The 17,488-nt window shown below is 59.4% G+C and carries 9 protein-coding genes; 2 read left to right on the forward strand and 7 right to left on the reverse strand.

All coding sequences use genetic code 11. The features are described 5' to 3' along the window. Positions 1 to 65: 65 nt before the first annotated feature. Positions 66 to 1,406 carry a Gfo/Idh/MocA family protein gene (locus tag ACILSL_RS05335; protein ID WP_395730969.1) on the forward strand — a complete coding sequence of 447 codons (1,341 nt, stop codon included), beginning with the start codon at positions 66 to 68 and terminating at the stop codon, positions 1,404 to 1,406. Between the two features lie 49 nt (positions 1,407 to 1,455). On the opposite strand, the gene ACILSL_RS05340 is transcribed toward ACILSL_RS05335, so the two are convergent. Next, positions 1,456 to 2,730: an efflux RND transporter periplasmic adaptor subunit gene (locus ACILSL_RS05340; protein ID WP_395730970.1), complete on the reverse strand. Its 1,275-nt coding sequence runs from the start codon at positions 2,728 to 2,730 to the stop codon at positions 1,456 to 1,458. 138 nt (positions 2,731 to 2,868) lie between these two features. Between ACILSL_RS05340 and ACILSL_RS05345 the strand changes: the two genes are divergently transcribed. Beyond that, a complete protein-coding gene (locus ACILSL_RS05345) occupies positions 2,869 to 3,672 on the forward strand; it encodes an alpha/beta fold hydrolase (RefSeq protein WP_395730971.1) in 804 nt (267 codons plus the stop codon). Between the two features lie 102 nt (positions 3,673 to 3,774). Here ACILSL_RS05345 and ACILSL_RS05350 read toward each other — a convergent pair whose 3' ends face one another. From ACILSL_RS05350 to ACILSL_RS05375, 6 genes are all read right to left on the reverse strand, one after another. Continuing rightward, positions 3,775 to 6,870, reverse strand: coding sequence for a PAS domain S-box protein (locus ACILSL_RS05350; protein ID WP_395730972.1), 3,096 nt, complete (start codon positions 6,868 to 6,870; stop codon positions 3,775 to 3,777). A 59-nt stretch (positions 6,871 to 6,929) separates the two neighbouring features. After that, entirely contained in the window at positions 6,930 to 7,796 is an 867-nt protein-coding gene (locus tag ACILSL_RS05355) for an alpha/beta hydrolase (protein ID WP_395730973.1), read from the reverse strand. A 22-nt stretch (positions 7,797 to 7,818) separates the two neighbouring features. Then, entirely contained in the window at positions 7,819 to 9,108 is a 1,290-nt protein-coding gene (locus tag ACILSL_RS05360; protein WP_395730974.1) for a hypothetical protein, read from the reverse strand. A 33-nt stretch (positions 9,109 to 9,141) separates the two neighbouring features. Further along, positions 9,142 to 15,141: an alpha-2-macroglobulin family protein gene (locus ACILSL_RS05365; RefSeq protein ID WP_395730975.1), complete on the reverse strand. Its 6,000-nt coding sequence runs from the start codon at positions 15,139 to 15,141 to the stop codon at positions 9,142 to 9,144. Positions 15,142 to 15,234: 93 nt separating this feature from the next. Beyond that, on the reverse strand, positions 15,235 to 16,377 hold the full coding sequence (locus tag ACILSL_RS05370; RefSeq protein ID WP_395730976.1) for a 1-deoxy-D-xylulose-5-phosphate reductoisomerase: 1,143 nt from the start codon (positions 16,375 to 16,377) through the stop codon (positions 15,235 to 15,237). Between the two features lie 19 nt (positions 16,378 to 16,396). Beyond that, positions 16,397 to 17,308: a phosphatidate cytidylyltransferase gene (locus ACILSL_RS05375; RefSeq protein ID WP_395730977.1), complete on the reverse strand. Its 912-nt coding sequence runs from the start codon at positions 17,306 to 17,308 to the stop codon at positions 16,397 to 16,399. Positions 17,309 to 17,488 lie beyond the last annotated feature (180 nt).

The raw sequence follows: 17,488 nt of genomic DNA on the forward strand, positions 1-17,488 counted from the left end.
CGAGTGCAAGAGACTTGGCAAATCGACTGTTATGCTCCACCCTCAAATTCCACCCAACACCAACCATGCAAACCGCATCCTCACGCCGTCAGTTCGCCAAATTGGCCGCCGCCTCGGTGGCAGCGCCCTTCATTCTACCTGCACGCCTCTGGTCCCAATCGGCCAACGGCAAGATCCGCATGGGCTTCATCGGCCTCGGAAAGCAGATGGGCGGCCTTATCAACAAATTCCTCCAGTATCCTGACATCGAGGTCGTCGCCGTCTGCGACGTGTATGACGTACGCCGCGATCTTTACAAAAAGAAGGTCGATGACCACTACGCGAAGAAGGGCGGCAGCGCCAAGCCCTGCGAGACCACTGGCGACTTCCGCAAGATCACCGAGCGCACCGATATCGACGCCGTGTGCATCGCCACACCGGACCACTGGCACGCCATCATCACCAACAGCGCCCTCAGCCACGGCAAGGACGTTTACTGTGAGAAGCCGCTCACGCATAACATTCACGAAGCAGTCTCCGTCGTCGAAACCGTCAAACAGCACAACCGCGTGCTCCAGACCGGCTCCATGCAGCGCTCCAGCAAGGAATTCCGCATCGCCTGCGAACTCGTGCGCAACGGAGTCATCGGCAAGGTCGAGCGCGTCACAATCACTATCGGCGATCCCGCCAAGCCGAACGCCTACCCCGAAGAAGCGAAGCCCGCAGGCCTCGACTGGGACATGTGGTGCGGCCCGGCTCCGCTCGTGCCCTTCAACCACGAGCTCTGCCCCATTGGCGAAAGCACAACCTTCCCCAACTGGCGCAAGACCCGCGAATTTGGCGGTGGGATGATCACCGACTGGGGCGCGCATCACATCGACATCGCTCAGTGGGGCCTTGGCATGGATGAAAACGGTCCTGTTGAGGTCAAAGCGCCGGCCGATTACCAAAACGCCAAGCGCGGTGCGCAGCTCATCTACGCCAGCGGTGCGGTGCTCTCTCACGCAGAAGGCAGCCACGGCTGCACCTTCCACGGCACCGAGGGCGAGGTGAACGTCGGACGCGGCAAATTTGCCCTCAGCCTCGGCGGTAAAGAAGTCCACGCCTTCCACGGCAAAGATCAATCCGCAGGCACTTCCGTCGATCGCGAAGTCGCCCTCGCCGAACGTGACTTCCTCAAGGACAAGAAGGTCTCACTCTACGAGAGCAAGGATCAGATCGCCGACTTCGTCGCCTGCATGAAAAGCCGCAAGCAGCCCATCTGTCACGCCGGCGTGGGAGCCAGCAGCGCCATCGCCTGCCACCTCATGAACTTCGGCTACTGGTACGGCGCCAACATCAAGTGGAATCCCACCGAGCACACCTTCGTGAGTGGCGGTGACGCCAAGTGGCTCACCCGCGAATACCGCGCCGGCTGGAAAGTCTAAAAAACAGCCTGTCAGCACTTCCAAGGCGGCCTCGAAAGAGGCCGCTTTTTTATTTCACCTCCGTGCGCTTCACCACGCTGGTGCCATCGCGCACGGTGTCCGGCGGGTGCATCAGCACTTCGTCCCCCTTTTTGAGACCTGCCAAGACCTGTGTAAGTTTACCATCCGTGCGCCCAGCTTTGACCACCACAGCCCTGGCGCTGCCGGCATCAAAAAAAAATGTCTTCCATTCGCTGCCTTCGCGGAACAATGCTCCCGCCGGCACCAGCAGTGTGTCATCGCTGTGCCATACGGCCACACGCACTTCCACGCGGTAGCGGTCTCCCAGTGCTTTCAATGCAGGTGTCTGCTCTGTAAAATCACTCAGGACAAGGACCCGCTGCTCTTCCACACCCAGTGCGGACACCTTGGTGAATGCCGCAGGTTCCACACGGCGCACGCGGGCTTTGGCCGGCTCATCCCCCCCCCACTGCTCCACCGTGACGAGCGCCCCCGGCTTGATCGTCACTGCATCGCGTGAGAGGATTTCTGCCTCGATCTCCAAATCCGTGGGGTCACCGATTTCCAAAATGGGTGCCCCCGGCGCCACGATCGTCGCGCTCTCCTGCTGCACCCGCAACACAACGCCGCTGACCGGAGCACGCACTTCGATGAATGCACCGCCTGCACTCGGTTTGTCGATCTGCTGCAGAGCCGCCTTGGCCTGCACCAGTTCAAAATCAGCCACTTGGAGGGCAAACTCCGCCGAACGAACTTCCCGCATTTTCATTTCTGCCTCACGCTCAAAAGTATCGCGGTCGGTGGCGCTGACGGTTCCCTTGTCCGTGTTGTTCTTGATACGGTCCCAGTTCGCCTGCGCATATTTCAGGCCGGTGCGTGACATCTCAATGTCTTCGTTGGCCCGGCTGCGGGTGGCAGTCGCCGCATCGACACGAGCCTGCGCCTGGGATCGCGCACGCGCGTCCAGCAGCGGCGAGAGAGCAGGCTCGATGCGGGTGAGCACTGTTTCCCCCGCCTTTACCGTATCTCCCGCCTTCAAAGTCACGCGCTGCATGCTGCCCGCCACTGGTGCGGCGACGATGTGGCGGTTGCGGATTCGCGTCTTGCCTTCCTCGGAGACATACACCGTCAGCGGCCCTTGGTGAACCACTCCGGTCTCAACTTCCACCGCCCGCGGCTGCAAGGCGTAGACCATCGCCAGCACCAAAGAGCCAGTCACTGACCAGAAAGCCAGCTTTCGCGACAGGCTGCGTCGCGTGATCGGAACTTTCGTTTCCCAGGGCGGAACGGAGGGTTGCGGTGTTTCGGTTGGAGCTTCAGGCATGGCGTGGGCCCACTATGCGCGAAGTTCGTGCGGCAGCAGGTGATTTTTGCTTGTTGCTTTCACCGATCTCTGTTCACAGTTTGCCGTTCGCGGTCTGACCTGCGAACAGCGAACCATCCAACCGACAACTTCACACTTATGCCCCACGTCGAAACCAACGGAATCAAGATGTTTTACCAAGAACGCGGCAGCGGCGAACCGCTCGTCTGCATCATGGGAGTCACCGCCCCCGGCGGCGTGTGGGACGCGCATGCCCAGGCATGGGAAAAGCACTTCCGCTGCATCCTCGGTGACAACCGCGGCGTGGGCGAAACCGACAAGCCCGCCGGCCCCTATACCACGGCCATGATGGCAGACGACTACGCAGGTCTCATGGACAAGCTCGGCATCAAGCAGGCCCGTGTCGTGGGCTGCTCGCTCGGCTCAGTCATTGCCCAGCAGCTCGCCCTGCGCCACCCCGAGAAGGTGAAGAGCATGATCCTCATGTGCACCTGGGCCAGGCAGGACCGCTTCGGCCTCTACACCTGGCAGCATCTCATGAAGGCAAAAGCGACCATGCGTCCCGAAGACTTCATGCAGTGGATTCAGATGCTCATCTTCACCAAGCCCTGGTTCGACAACGACGACTGCTGGAACAACATGCAGCAGGGACTCAAAGACGCTGCCACCAATGCTGCGCCACAGCCCCTGCACGCCACCGAAGCGCAAAGTGCCGCCGCCATGACGCACAACACCCTCAACGAACTCAAAAACGTGAAGTGCCCCACGCTCGTCATCGGCGGCAAGGACGACACCTTCACCCCTCAGTGGATGGGCAAGGAAGTCGCCGCCGCCATTCCCGGCGCGGAACTGCACCTCTACGACAATGCCGGCCACGCCTTCCACTGGGAACAGCTGGGTGACTTCAATCCGCGCTCGACTGAGTGGCTGCTGAAGCACTGATCCAGTCAGTTTCCCACGCTCATCACGAAACAGGCACGCAGACTCAACTCGCGTGCCTGTTTTTGTAGCGGCTTCGCACTGCTGTTCGCGCACGAATCAGCATCACCGCTTCTTCTTGCCTGGCTCGTAGGGAAAGCGGCAGGTCACGACGACTCCCCGCCGGGGCTTGGCCTTGATCGTCAGCCGCGCTCCGATGAGGTTGGCGCGGTAATCCATCACCCTCACACCGATGCCGTTGTGCTGTCCGCCCTTGGTCTTTTTCAATCCGGCGCCGTCGTCTTCGATTCGCAGCTCGCACTCAGTCTGACTCACGTGTTGGAGGGACAGCTTCACTTTCGAGGGCTTGCCATGACGCAAGGCGTTGTTGACAGCCTCCTGTGCGATGCGGAATAGATGAGCTTCAATGTCGTTGTTTTGAATCGCGATGCTGGCGTCCACCTCACATTGGCAGGGCGTGCGGAAGTTGGTGCGCACGGTTTCGGCCAGCAGTTGCAGCGCGCCGACGAGGCCGCGGTACTTCACGCTGGTGGGAGAGAGACCGTGTGACATGCGGCGGACTTCGGAAACGGACTGGCGCAGGAGTTCATGAATGCGCTGCGCCTGCTGCCGGGGCTCACCATCCAGGTCTGCCTCCAATGCCTCCAGCAATGAGACAATTCCCGTCATGGTCTGGCCCACACCATCATGAAGGTCATGCCCTACACGCGCCTGCTCCTGCTCCACCACCCGCAACACCTCCTGCTGCAGACGATTGCGTTCCGTCATATCCGTGCCCGTGACCACGATGCGGTCCACGGTGCCGTCCGGTTTGCAGGTGGTGGTGCTGCGCAGTTCGACGCTGCGCCACTCCCCATCCTTCGTCCTCAGCCTTGAATCGGTGGGCGGATTCTTCTCCCCCCGCAGCAGACGTGCGAAGCGCTCCTTGGAGAGCGCTGTCTCCGCGGCATCCATGAGACCGATCTCCCAGGGAGTTTTACCGATCACCTGCTTCTGGTTGTATCCCATGGTGTCGCTGAAGGACGCATTGGCATGCACGAAGCGTCCGGCCAGATCCAGCACCACGATGAAGGCGGAGGTGTGGCCCACGAGCGCCTGATTGTAGGCCAGCTCACGGCGATAATCGAGCTCCACACGTTTGCGCTCGGTGATGTCTTCAACAACGGCAACATGGCGCAAGGCGGGCTCGCCGGGAAGCCACATCGGTGCAACGGTCAGATTCACCCACTTCAGGGTGCCGTCTGGCAGCAAATTGCGCTTCTCAAGATTGTAGCTGCGGATCTTTCCTGCCTTCAATTCCTCCATGTGCTGCAATGATTTCGGCAAATCCTCCGGCAAGGTCAGATCACTGAAGGTCAGTTTCAGCATCTCCTCACGTGAGCGTTGATTGATCTCACAAATGCGCTGGTTCACGCTGAGAAAACGTCCCGTGGTGGTGTCCATTTCAGCGACTCCAACTGCTGCCTGTTCAAACACGGCGCGAAACCGCTGCTCGCTGGCCTGCAGCGCATGCTCCGCCTGCTTGCGGTCTGCGATGTCTGAGATGGTGCCGGTCATGCGCACCGCTTCTCCCTGCTCATTCCAATCGGCCTCCCCCCGGGTAAGAAACCAGCGGTATTCGCCTCTCTTGTTGCACAAGCGCAGTTCCACCTGATAAGGCACACGATGTTCAAAGTGCGCTTTTCGTGCCGCTTGAACCCTTGGCCAGTCCTCTGGGTGCAGCCGGGACATGAACGACTCCTGGTCCTTGCCCAGTTGATCGGCTTCTGTAAATCCAAGCATCTGCTTCCAGCGCGGTGAGAGATAGGTTTCCCCCGTCAGGATGTTCCACTCCCACAGGCCGTCTGTCGTGGCACGCATGGCGCGTGCATAGCGCTCCTCGCTGACTTGCAGCGCCAGCTTGCGTTCTTCACGTTCAATGGTCAGCGCGGCAAGACGTGCGGCAGCGGCGATTGCCTGAATTTCCAACTGGTCCGGCGTGTGAATCTCACGGCGGTAGCAGGCGAAGGCCCCGAGCACCTGCCCGGTACCACTCACCACCGGCTCCGACCAACAAGCTAGCAGCCTGGCCTTCTCCGCCAGTTTGTGAAATGTCTCCAGTCGTGGATCAGCCAGCACATCCGCACAAATCACCCTTTTGCCGCTGAAGGTGGCCGCACCACAGATGCCGAGGTCAGGAGCAATGGGTATTCCATCCAGTGCCTTTTTGACATACTCGGGCAGATTGGGGGCGGCCTGCAAACGCAACCTCGTGCCGGTTTCATCAGCGAGCATCACACTGCAGCGCATGCCGGGATGCCCCGCCTCAACGCTGCGTACGATGGCCTCCAGAACGGCGGTGCATGGAGCCCCCTTCACGATCAACTGCAAATTATGCTCCTCGCGTTCCTCGGCAGCCTTGCGGCGGGAGATGTCTTCCAGCGTGCCCGTCATGCGCAAGGCTCGCTTCCGATCATCCCGGCGAATAACCTTGCCCCGACCCATCACCCATTTCCATGAGCCATCCTTGCAACGCATGCGAAACTCCCGGGCGAAGTCATCGGCCCGCTGCAGCAGATGATCATTCACCGCCAGTTCGGTTCCAGGCAAATCCTCGGGATGCACCATTCCCTGCCAACCGAGTGCTGCATCTGGGATTGGCTCATCTCCACTGTAGCCAAGCATCACCTTAAACTGACTGGATCGGAAGATTGTATTACGTGTAAGATCCCAATCCCAGACACCAAACCCTGAGCTTTCGAGGGCGAATTTCCAGCGCTGCTCGCCTTCCTGCAGCCGCTGCTCCGCCAGCACACGCTTCGTGATGTCCCGACCGACCGACTGCATCTCCTTCAGCAGCCCCTGATCATCAAAGAAAGCACGATTGACGAACTCCATCCACCGCACACGTCCTTTGCCGTCATAAACTCGGTTCTCTATGGTGACGACCGGACTCTTCGGCGAAAGCAGCCGCAGCCGCCCCTCGATCAGCAACACGTCCTCGGCCACTGCGCTTGGCTGCCATCGCCGACCGATCAGTTCCTCAAGTGTCCTGCCAAAGAAGCGGCAGTAAACTTCGTTGACATAGGTGAGGGTGCCATCCGGGAGAAAGCGGCAAATAATCTCCGTCAGATCCTCCACCACCGTGCGGCAGGAATCTTGCGACAGCAGTTCATTTGCTGCAGGCGGAGGCGCTTGGGTTCGGGCTTTGCGTGTCTTCATGCAGGCACACTCTCATTGTAGTCCGATTCAGGGCACAAGCCACCACATAGATGAGGGGATTACGGAATGTATCCCATCGACTTCATCCACTCTGCGACACGGTTTGGCCACTCGTTTACGGGCCCGCCGCTTTTGCGCATGCCGAAACCGTGGCCTCCCTTGGCGTAAATGTGCAGCTCACAGGGAATGTTGAGCTTCTTGTACTCAAGATAGAGCAATGCGCTCGCGCTGGCCGGCCACGGATCGTCATTTGCGTGAATGAAGCACATCGGCGGCGACTTGGCGGTGACTTCAAAACCTGGCAGAAGATGCGTGATGTCCTCCTTGCTGACGAGGTAGGCCGGATAAACCGGAATGGCGAAGCTTGGGGTCGCGTCCTCGACATCCAGCGCAGGGTCGGTGGTGTAGGTGCGTGCGTTTGCGTGCAGAGAGGTCATCACCGTCAAATGGCCGCCGGCAGAAAAGCCGAGAATGCCGATGCGGTCTGCCTTGAGACCCCACTCTGTGGCGTGGTGACGAATGATGCCCATGGCACGCTGAGCATCCTGCAGGGCCTCGCGGCCCGGATCTTTGGGATCGCGCTTGGGCACCCGATATTTGAGCAGAATGCCGGTCACGCCGTGTTGATTGAGAAAGTCACAGACCTGGGAGCCTTCATGCTCATAGGCGAGAATGCCGTAGCCACCGCCGGGGCAGACCAAAACTGCGGTGCCGTTGGGTTTTTCCGGTTTGTAGACGGTGATCATGGGGTCCGTCACGTTGGTGATGCGCAGCACATCGTCCGCTGACTTCTTCGGGATCTCTTTTTCAGCCTCAATCTTCACGCCGGGCTGCTCCGGTGCACCACCGGGCCAGAGTTTCACAACGATGGGGTCAGCGGCGAAGAGAGACGTCGAGACAAACAGAAGGGCTGGTAAGAGCTTCATGGTGTCGCTAATGGAGCGGAACTCACCGCGCAACGCAAGGCAGCATCATCGCATCACGCATGCCGTGGAGGATTTTTTTGTCGGATGGACAAACTGTGGCCAAAACGCCGCCGAGGGTGGGATCATTGTCTTCATCCGATGTGGCAAAATAATACGGGCACAGCCGCACCCGGCTCTGCATGGCGCGCGTGGTCTGCTTTTCCTCATCCCAAGCCGGATGGGTGACGACTCTGGCGCGATGAAACTCCTGCAGCACGAAGGGATTGGTGGGGAAACTGGCCAGTGCTTCATCAATGGCGGAAGCCCACTGCTCCTGAGACAAATCGTGGCCGATGAACACGCCGCGCGAACCCCAGCCGCGCTCGGAGAACCCACTGATTTTCAACACCAACTGCCGCAGTTTGCCCCCGAAGGATTTCATTTCGTGCCAGCTCTGGATGTCGAGCTTTGGCCAGACGGCGAAGGGAGGCAGTGGCACCGGATCGACGACCCAGCCCATGGGGATGCATTGCTCCAACAGTTCGCGGTGTTCGGCCTGCAGTTCACGGTTCCAAAAGTCCGCCAAGGCAGGAGACCAGAACAGGGCGAGCCAGAGTTTCTCTTCGAGGAAAGCTTTGATGGGTGGCGTAAAACTCAGCTCGCCGCGCTCCGCCATGCGCAGCATCACATCGGCGTTCTCAACGTTGGCGAGATCAAACAGTTCGAAGAAACGGTAAATCGCCGCGCCATTGAGTTCGTAGGGCTGTACCTCCCAGGGGCGCAGCACGCGGCGACCAAGCTTTTCTGCAAGCCAGCTCATTTCCGGGAGGTAGTCGCCGGATTCACGCGAGATCAGGATGTCCTCACTCGGAAAAGCGGCGGCAAATGCCTCGCTCATTCCAGTGGCTCCGCCGATCACGTTTTGATCCAGTGCGGCATAGGTTTCATTCAGCCATGCGGTCAAACCGATGCCACCGGGCAGTGAGTCCAGCTCCGAGATGGTGACGCCGGTTTCTGTGAGCACCAGATCCGGTCGCAGCACGCGTGGCAGGTCTTCATGCCAGCGCGGATTCCGCCCAAGATCCAGCACGCGCTGCGGCTTGCCCTGATCCAGCAGATTCGCCACCCAGGAGTGTGCTTCATCAAAGTACAGCCGATTGCATGCCCGCTGAAAGGCGCGCAGTGCCGGCCCCAGATTGCGGATCATCGTGACCGTGGCTGCATCCAATGCGAATGCCTCAGGAGAGAGCACCCATTCCTTTTCAGCAAAGAAGCCCTGCTCCGGGAATGAAGCGCGGATTTGAGAAATAGATTCAGCGTCAGATACTGGCATCGAAAACGATTACGCGGGACGAACTCATCTGTCTCACTTCACTTCAGCTACTTTCGTATTTCCTGAAGGCAGCGTGCGGACGCGCTGGGTTGGGCTGAGGCCGTATTTGTCAGGTTGATACATGGCTTCGATACGGGCGGGAGGAGCGGTGGTGTCGCCTTCTGCGATGACACGGGCGAGGTATTGGAGGCTAAACCTGCCCTTTGCAGGAGCGAAGTCTGTGAAGAACAAGGCGCGGTCTGTGCGGATTTCGCGGTGGTCGCAGAACCAAGCCTGGGTGCCGTCGGGGAGTTGTTCGCCTTCACGCTCGCTTTGGGTGCCGAACTCAGGATTGATGGCTTCGAAAACGGCAGGCAAAGCATCGTCGATGGCAAGGTAGCGATCACCGCCGCCAATCTCGATCTTGAGTGTGACGACGACCATGTCTCCGACGCGGAGGTCATCAGTTCCAGAGGTGGAGCCGTCCATGTTCAGCTCTTCATAACTGCGTTCGATGGCGTAGCCCTTGTTTTCACCGGCGAAATCACGCTGGGGTGGGAAACTGCGGGCTTCGATGCGACCGTAGATCTCGCGACCGGCAGGGAGTTCGACGCTCAACGGCTTGGCACTGAGAGCTGGATTGAGCGCAAAGTTCATATGCGTGCTGGAGAACCCGGCGGCGAGACTAAGCGGGATGGCCTGCGTGTCCCAATGCCCCGTCGCGGCAAGCGGTTCGCCGACTTTCTTCAAGCTGCGCTCGTAGGCGGCCAGGGCCGTGAGAGTCCAGGCATTGGTGAAGGTGTTGCCCCATTCCCCACGACCGTTGCGGGACTGCAGGATCGACACGGCCAGATTCTCCGCTTCTTCCGTGAGGCCGAGATGCGTGTAACAGATCAAACGCAGCGCCTTGTTTGCGCCGTTGCCAGCCCAGTGGCTCCAGACGACTGGGCGAGGTGCTGGCGCGGGCGTCGCCTTGGCCTTCGCTTTCGTTTTGGATTTGGCGGCAGCGACCTTGCTCTTGCTGTCTGTCTTGGATTTGCTGTCAGCCTTCGCAGCAGCGGGATGCTCAGCCGGTTTCCAGCCGAGGGTGTCTTTGATCTGCTGCTCGGGCGCGTTGCTCAGGCACATCGAAAGAGCGAGGTAGAGTCTGGCGATTTCAGGCAGGTGTTCGCGCCGACCGAAAAGCAGGTTCTGATAAGCAGGCTCAGGCTTGCCAGCCTTTGATAGGGTGTAGAGAGCCAGAGCAGAATCGGTGATGTTGTAGAGGTCTTTTTCCTCATCGAGCCCCCGCAGTTTCTTCGAGAGGAACTCGACGAGTTTGTTGATGGTGTCTTCAGGGACGGACGCGCCTTGATCACGCGCGCGCAGCAACATCATGCCGCCATAAGCACTGCCCCAGAAGCTGGACTCGGTGCCGCCGGGCCAATAAGCGAGGCCACCTTCATCCGTGGTCATTTGCAGGAGCTTGTCCACGCCGGCCTGCACGACCTGCCTGGCCTTGCCGCCACCGAGTTGCTCGGGGAACAGCGGTTCGTATTTGCCGAGGGCGAGCCAGGGCATGGTGGCGGAGGTGGTCTGCTCGACGCAACCGTAGGGATAGTGGAGGAGGTAATCCAGCGCATCGCGGGCCTCAAAGAGGCGGCTGTTGCTGATGCCGAGTGAGAGGGAGCCTTCGCCTTCAAGCAGTGCGGGGTTCACATCCTTGATGAGATTTTCGTTGGGTGCATCGGCCTTGAGGCGCGTGTAGCTCACGTAGCGGAGCTCTGGGACAGGGTGATTGACTTCAAAGGTGGATTCGGTGCCATCGCTGGCGGCGGCAGGCCAGTTCACACCGCGAGCAGTCCATTTCCATTTTGCCGTGCCCAGTTGCACGAACTGAACCGGGAAAGCGGTGGCGGCGGTCTCACCGGCTTTGATTTGCAGGATGATCTTCTGCTGCTTGGCGCTGCCTCCGACATCAGCCTTCAGCGCGGCAGGAACGAAATCTCGTTTCTCCTGAATGAAGCTTGCCGTGGCATCGAGTTCGAGCGTGACTTCCACAGCACCGGCATTGGGAGTGGTGTTGTGCACGACTGCCTTGACGAGGAACTCATCGCCAAGACGGGCGAAGCGGGGCACGGCGGGCTCAATCATGAGCGGCTTGTTGATCTTGAAGGCAGATTCACCGCTGCCGAAACGATCCACGCCCTGCGCGGCGACGGCCATGATGCGATAACGCGTGAGATTGTCCGGTGCAGTGACGCTGGCAGTCAGCCTGCCCTGCGCATCTGTAGTGCCGGAGGCAAGCCACAGCGGTGTAACGATGAAGTTTTTGCGAATGTTCGCGTTCGGTCCGTTGCCATCGCCATCACCACCACCGACGACGAAGCCTTTGTTCCCGCGGTCACGTGCGGAGGCTTCTTCAGACAACAGATTGTCAAAGGAGGTGAAGCTGTCGATGGCGAGCGGCAGCTCGGCATGAAAATACGCGGAGGGGTCTGGAGTCTCATGTTTCATGAGACTGAGCACGCCTTCATCCACGGCATAGAGCGTCACGTCCGCTCCTGAGACAGCGGTGCCTTTGGCATCGGTGATCGTCGTGGTGATTTTCACCTCTTCCGCAGGACGCACTTCATCATGATCCGGCTTCACCGCGAGTTTCAATTCCTTCGCATCCGACTCAACCGTAAGCGCACAGTATCCGACACGATACTCAGGCATCTTGTGCTGCTTGGTGCTGGAGGCAGAGCCACGGATGACGATGACGGAGACGAAAACATTGGGAAACTCGTCTTCACCGAGCGGCACGCGGATGATCGGATTTTCGAGCGTCAGTTCGGTCACAAACTGGCGATGCAGCTTGTTGCGCTCCACGGTGACGAGGGCAGTGCCTGCGATGGGCGTCTTGACCACGATGACCGCATCCTCACCGGGCTTGAGTTTGGTTTTCTCCGGCTGAAGGTTCATGCGGTTGCCGTCTTCCATCGCCCATGGGAATTCTTTGCCTCCGACTGCATAGAACGGCATGCGGGAGAGCACCTTCGTGCCTTTGGCATCCACGGACTCTGCGGTGACGAAATACACACCGCCGCTTGCAGGAGTGAAAGAAATAGTGGCTGCAGGAGCCGAACCTGCGGTGGCGGCTTTCAAATCGAGACTCTGCTTTAGCTCCTCACGTAGGATGACCTGGTCCTTGGTCGTCGATCCGCCGCCAGCAGTGGCGATTTTAAGCGTATGATATTCCTGACGTTCGACTTTGAAATCGACATGCACAGAGCCTGCGGCAGGAGCGCCCTTGGAATCAATTGCGACGACTTCAAGTTGCAACGCCTTGCCAGCGCTGCCGAAATAATCAGGACCTTTGAGGCCCAGCAGGAAATTTGCACCGGGCACTTCGAAGTCAGCGGCGGAGCTGATGGTCTGCTCGTTGATGTCGGTGACTTCAGCATTCACCCGCACGCGCTGTGGCAACGCAGCCCGATCTGGCGGCGGCTGCGGCATTTCAAGCGTGGCTGTGCCGTCTTCGGCCAGGAAGAGATTGCCATTCACGAACCACTCGTTCTCCACGTCGTCATTTTCATGCCCTGCATAGTCGCCGTCAGCATCGCGGTCCTGGGCATAATGCGACCACAAAGGTGCTTCGCCAAAATGATACCGGCTGTACGCCTCGGGCGCTTCGTAATCACGCTGAGAGTTCGCGCTCCACTGCACCTTCGCGACGGAGAGCGCCTTGCCCATGTAGTAGTTCGCACTGAGCGGCACGTGAATGCGATCAGGCTGATACTTGATGGCTTTCGTGTCGAGTTTCACCTCAAAGGTGTTCGGCTTGTAGTCGTCAATGCGAAAGGTCATGCCGCCACCGTCATTGCTCTGGCTGTTGGGATTGGCCGCTTTGAGATTGATCGAAAGGTCATACCAGCCGGCTGGGCCGGTTGGCAGCACAAGATCATCCGCCCAGGCACCGCTGGCGGTGAAGGTGACAGGTTTGTCAATCACGATGCGGTAACGCGGATCGCGGATCACCAGACGGCCCTGCGCGGGTGCTTGATCGAGGCTGAGATCGTCGCCAATGAGCAGACGTGTGTGCGCCTTGAAATGAGCTGTGTCACCGGGCTTGTAGAGCGGGCGGTCGGAAAAAACAAAAGTGCGCCGCTGCGGCTGCCAGACGTTTTCATAGGCCTGCGAGATGTCGTACGGAATGGAGATGCCACCGTCGTTGCACTCGATGACGGCGCAATCCCCGTTCTTTTCTGCAAGCACGAATGCAGGTGTGGCGCCCGGAGCGGTGGCGATGCCGCTGGCATCCGTATCACCGTAGCCAATGAGCTTTAAATCGGTGTCGACAAGGGTGAGACGCACGCCAGGCACAGGCTTGCCAGTTTCCAGCGAAGTCACGAAGATCATCGACTCGCGACCATTGCTCTTTTGCATGATGCCCAGATCGGTGAACTGCACAAGCGTCTGGGTGACGACCCCCTTCTGCTCGACCCCGTCTGCAGCAGTGCCTTCGAGTTCAATGAACAAAGGCGCGGCAGGAAAATCGCCGAGCACCTCCCGCCAGTTCAGCTTCAGGATTTCGCTGTGATCCAGTGGCTTGTTCACCGGAAAGCTGCGGTCAAACACCTGAGCACCGGGGTAGGTTTCAATGGACTGCGTCTTGTAAGCCGCCTTTTGTTTGTCGTTGCCGTAGTAGGCGGTGCGGTAGGCACGGTATTGATCGAGAGCTTTGAGCAGTTCGGGACCATTGAGCCGCTTCGCCCGCACCCGCACCTGCTTCACATTTGCGGCGCTGAATTCATAATTCGCAGCGCCTTTGGCAAGCTGTGCATTGATGAAGGTGGGAGCGGCCAGATAGGGAGGATTGGGGATGAAGGTGACATCGTTTTTGTAGTTCGCCTGCAACGGCAGATTGTCCCCCGAAGTCATCGCCATATCGACCGAGACGGTGTACTTCTTGTTCACTTCAAATGGCCCGGTGAAGCGTAGCGTGCGGCTGAGAATTTCGACCTTAATCCCCGTCATCGGCCCCTCGTCTTTGTTTACTACTGCCGCCAGTTTTTGACCAAGTGACGTGCGCCGGATAGTGACGAACGGCGCGAGCTTTTGCGCAAAAGCTTCGACCATCTCCTTGGTCATTTCATCATTCGTCGGCGGCAGGAGGCGCTTGTTGAAATCGACATCAATGTAGTAGTCGCTGTCGAATGGCGTGTGCGCCTCGACCTCACGCACCTCAAACGGTTTGATCTCACCGAGCTGGATGTCGTCGCCCGCGGCGATTTGATTGACTCCAGAGGTGTTGCTCAGGGTCTCGGCAATGGTGAGGCGCCATTTGCCAATGGAAAGCTGGGTTTCAGGCTCAATGATGATGGCGCTGAGCCGGGCGGCATCATCCCCCACGGAAGGTTTCACCTTGGAGATTTCCTCCGCCCAGGTCGCCTGCGGCTCGGTGCCCATGCGGGTGAAATCCTTGCCCGTGGCGTGACGGATCTTGGCAGCGACCGGCTGCGGCGATGACTCAGAGACGAACTTGATGTGCTTGACGACTTCCGCAGGCGTCACGCTGTCGTTAAACTCAAAAAGAAAACGCGGGGTTCGATTCTGCGCATCATCGTCGAACCAGCGCGGATGCTGGTCGATGATGCGAAAGCGGGCGCTCTCTACGGAATCAAGCTTTTCGGCCGCGAGAGGTTTGCCGGCGAGGTCGGTCAAACCGGCGCGCAGTTTGAATTCGTAGCTGGCGGCGAACTTCGGTGCCTGCGTCAGGTGGAACTGGCCGCTGCGGGTGCTGGTCCACTCAAACGTGCCGGTCAGTTCCGGCAGGATGACCAGCGGAGACGTGGCCGCGCTTTTGCCAATTTGATCCTTCGCCACCATCGCCGTTGGAAACACGACTTCGATGGTGGAATCCGGCGCCAGTTCCTCAGGATTGATGGTGATGTCCGCATGCAGTTCCTGCGGTGGCGGCGCTTTTGTGTCAGAACGGCCTTTAGGCGGGGCTGCTTGAGAGATGGCAGAGGCAGCAACAAATGCCAGCGTCATGGCTGGCAGCAGCGCGAGGCTGAAAGAGGTTTTCATGGCGAACAGTGGGTTCGCCATGAGAGTAGCACGCCGCCCGCAGGGGCGAGGATATTTTTGAGGAGATTTTCGAAACCTGCGAGCGTCCCCTGCTCAGATCAATTCGGCCGCTTTGCGCCGCGCCCACGCGTCCGCCTCGATGAGCGCCTCAAGATCCGGATGCTCAACCGTCTGATGCGCCGTCATGACGCGCTCCACCGTCTGCCAGATGCCGGGGAATGAAATCTTACCGTTTAGAAACGCTTCGACGGCGACCTCGTTGGCGGCATTGAGGACGGCAGGCAGTGTGCCGCCGACAGTCCCCGCCTCGCGGGCGAGGTTGATCGCTGGGAAATCATCCACACGCGGCGCTTCGAAATGCAACGCGCCGACTTTGGCAAAATCGAGGGGTTTGAGATTGTTCGCCACGCGGTCAGGCCAGGTGACCGCGTATTGGATCGGAAAGCACATGTCGCTGTGGCTGAGCTGGGCGATGACGCTGTTGTCGGCAAATTCGACCATGCTGTGCACAATGCTTTGCGGGTGAACAACGACCTCGATCTTGTCCATGGGCACGTCGAAGAGCCATTTGGCCTCGATCATTTCCAGGCCCTTGTTGAAGAGGGTGGCGCTGTCGATCGTGATCTTGCGCCCCATGGTCCAGGTGGGATGCTTCAGGGCCTGGGCGACGGTGACGGCGGGAAGCTGATCCGCTGGCAGGGTGCGGAAGGGGCCGCCGCTGGCGGTGAGCAGGATGCGCTGGACGCTGCTATGCCGGTGGCCTTCGAGGCACTGGAAGATGGCGTTGTGCTCACTGTCCACGGGCAGGATGTTCACGCCTTTGCGCTTGGCGGCCTCGGTGACGGCTTCTCCGGCCATGACGAGGATTTCCTTGCTGGCCACCGCCAGATGCATGCCACGCTCAATGGCGGCGAGCGCCGGGGCAAGGCCGGCAGTACCGACGATGGCGACGAGCACCATGTCGGCATCGGATTCGTTCACGAGATCGACCAGTCCCTGAGTGCCTGTGTGCACCACGACATCCGCAGGCAGCAGCGCACGAGCTTTCGCCGCCGCAGCAGCATCGGTCAGCGCCACCTGCTTCACGCCGGTCTCGCGGACCTGTTCCACAAGCGCCTCGACACTGCAGTTCGCGGCCAGACCGACGATCTGCATGCGCTCAGGAATGTCGCGCGCGACTTTGAGGGCACTGGTGCCGATGGATCCGGTGGAGCCGAGGAGGAGAACTTTGCGCATCACGAATGCTTGCTTTGGCTTATCGTGCGATGGCGGACAAGTAAAAATAAAACACCGGCGCGGTGAAGAGCAGGCTGTCCGTCAGATCCAGGATGCCGCCTATGCCGGGGAGCGCGTGACCGCTGTCCTTGATGGCCACGCAGCGTTTGAGCACGGATTCAGCCAGATCCCCCGTGACGGCCGTGGCGCAGAGCAGCGGGGCGAGGATCATTCCATGCATCCAGGTGAGAGGAGCAAGCTTATCAGGGGGGGCTGCCCAAAGCACAACCGCGGCGGCGACAAACGAACCGATGAAAGCTCCCACAAAGCCCTCCCAGGACTTGGCCGGGCTAATGTGCGGGATCATCTTGTGCTTTCCAAACAGGACACCGACAACGTAAGCCCCCATGTCACTGAACTTCGTGACAGCGATAAGAAAGAGCACCAGGAAGATGTCCGTGATCCCTTTGCCATCGCTATGGAAGTACAGGAGGCGGATCATGAAACCGAAAAAGATGACAGTGTAAACGGTGCCAAAGACAGTGTTGAAGATGCGCTGCAGGGTGGATGCACCTTCGAGCTGATGGCGGTAGCAAAGGATGAAGGACCCGTGGACGCTGGCGGTGAGCGCCGCGAGATCAAACTCCATGGGCGGCGCTTTGTGCTGGGTGGTGGTGTACCAGAGCACCGCCACCCAGTAGGTGATGCAGATCACGAAGCCAAGTGCATTGAAGGAGCGTGCATGCGGGTCATTCCGCAGAAGCCGAAAATACTCGATAGCGCCCGCCACACCAAAGAAACCCGTGATGGCAATGATCAGCCAGGTGTTCTGCCACTGCAAAAAAGCGAGCGTAAGGAGGGACCACAGCAGCAGGGTGCTGAACAAACGGGATGCGAAAACGCGACGCTTGCTGGGCGCGGTGGTCGGCGTGGCGGCGGCGGTTTCGGACATGCGGCAGGTTTGGGGGGTGTGCCATTTAGAGCCTATCCAGCAGGTGAGAGCAATGCGATTTCGCATTTGGCTTTCCGTCCTGCCCCGTTAATTTCGAGTTTCGTGGCCCGTTGCGTCATCCAGCCCGGCCAGAAAGAGCGCCAGCTTTGACCCGTTTCAAAGCCTTCGATCCATGGCCGG

The sequence above is a fragment of the Prosthecobacter sp. genome, from assembly GCF_044222345.1.
Classification (GTDB): Bacteria; Verrucomicrobiota; Verrucomicrobiia; order Verrucomicrobiales; family Verrucomicrobiaceae; genus Prosthecobacter.

Bases quoted from the DNA above. Each gene is read 5' to 3' on its own strand.
- ACILSL_RS05375 (WP_395730977.1), bottom strand. From the start codon at position 17,308: ATGTCCGAAACCGCCGCCGCCACGCCGACCACCGCGCCCAGCAAGCGT.
- ACILSL_RS05365 (WP_395730975.1), bottom strand. From the start codon at position 15,141: ATGAAAACCTCTTTCAGCCTCGCGCTGCTGCCAGCCATGACGCTGGCA.
- ACILSL_RS05360 (WP_395730974.1), bottom strand. From the start codon at position 9,108: ATGCCAGTATCTGACGCTGAATCTATTTCTCAAATCCGCGCTTCATTC.
- ACILSL_RS05335 (WP_395730969.1), top strand. From the start codon at position 66: ATGCAAACCGCATCCTCACGCCGTCAGTTCGCCAAATTGGCCGCCGCC.
- ACILSL_RS05355 (WP_395730973.1), bottom strand. From the start codon at position 7,796: ATGAAGCTCTTACCAGCCCTTCTGTTTGTCTCGACGTCTCTCTTCGCC.
- ACILSL_RS05370 (WP_395730976.1), bottom strand. From the start codon at position 16,377: ATGCGCAAAGTTCTCCTCCTCGGCTCCACCGGATCCATCGGCACCAGT.
- ACILSL_RS05345 (WP_395730971.1), top strand. From the start codon at position 2,869: ATGCCCCACGTCGAAACCAACGGAATCAAGATGTTTTACCAAGAACGC.
- ACILSL_RS05350 (WP_395730972.1), bottom strand. From the start codon at position 6,870: ATGAAGACACGCAAAGCCCGAACCCAAGCGCCTCCGCCTGCAGCAAAT.
- ACILSL_RS05340 (WP_395730970.1), bottom strand. From the start codon at position 2,730: ATGCCTGAAGCTCCAACCGAAACACCGCAACCCTCCGTTCCGCCCTGG.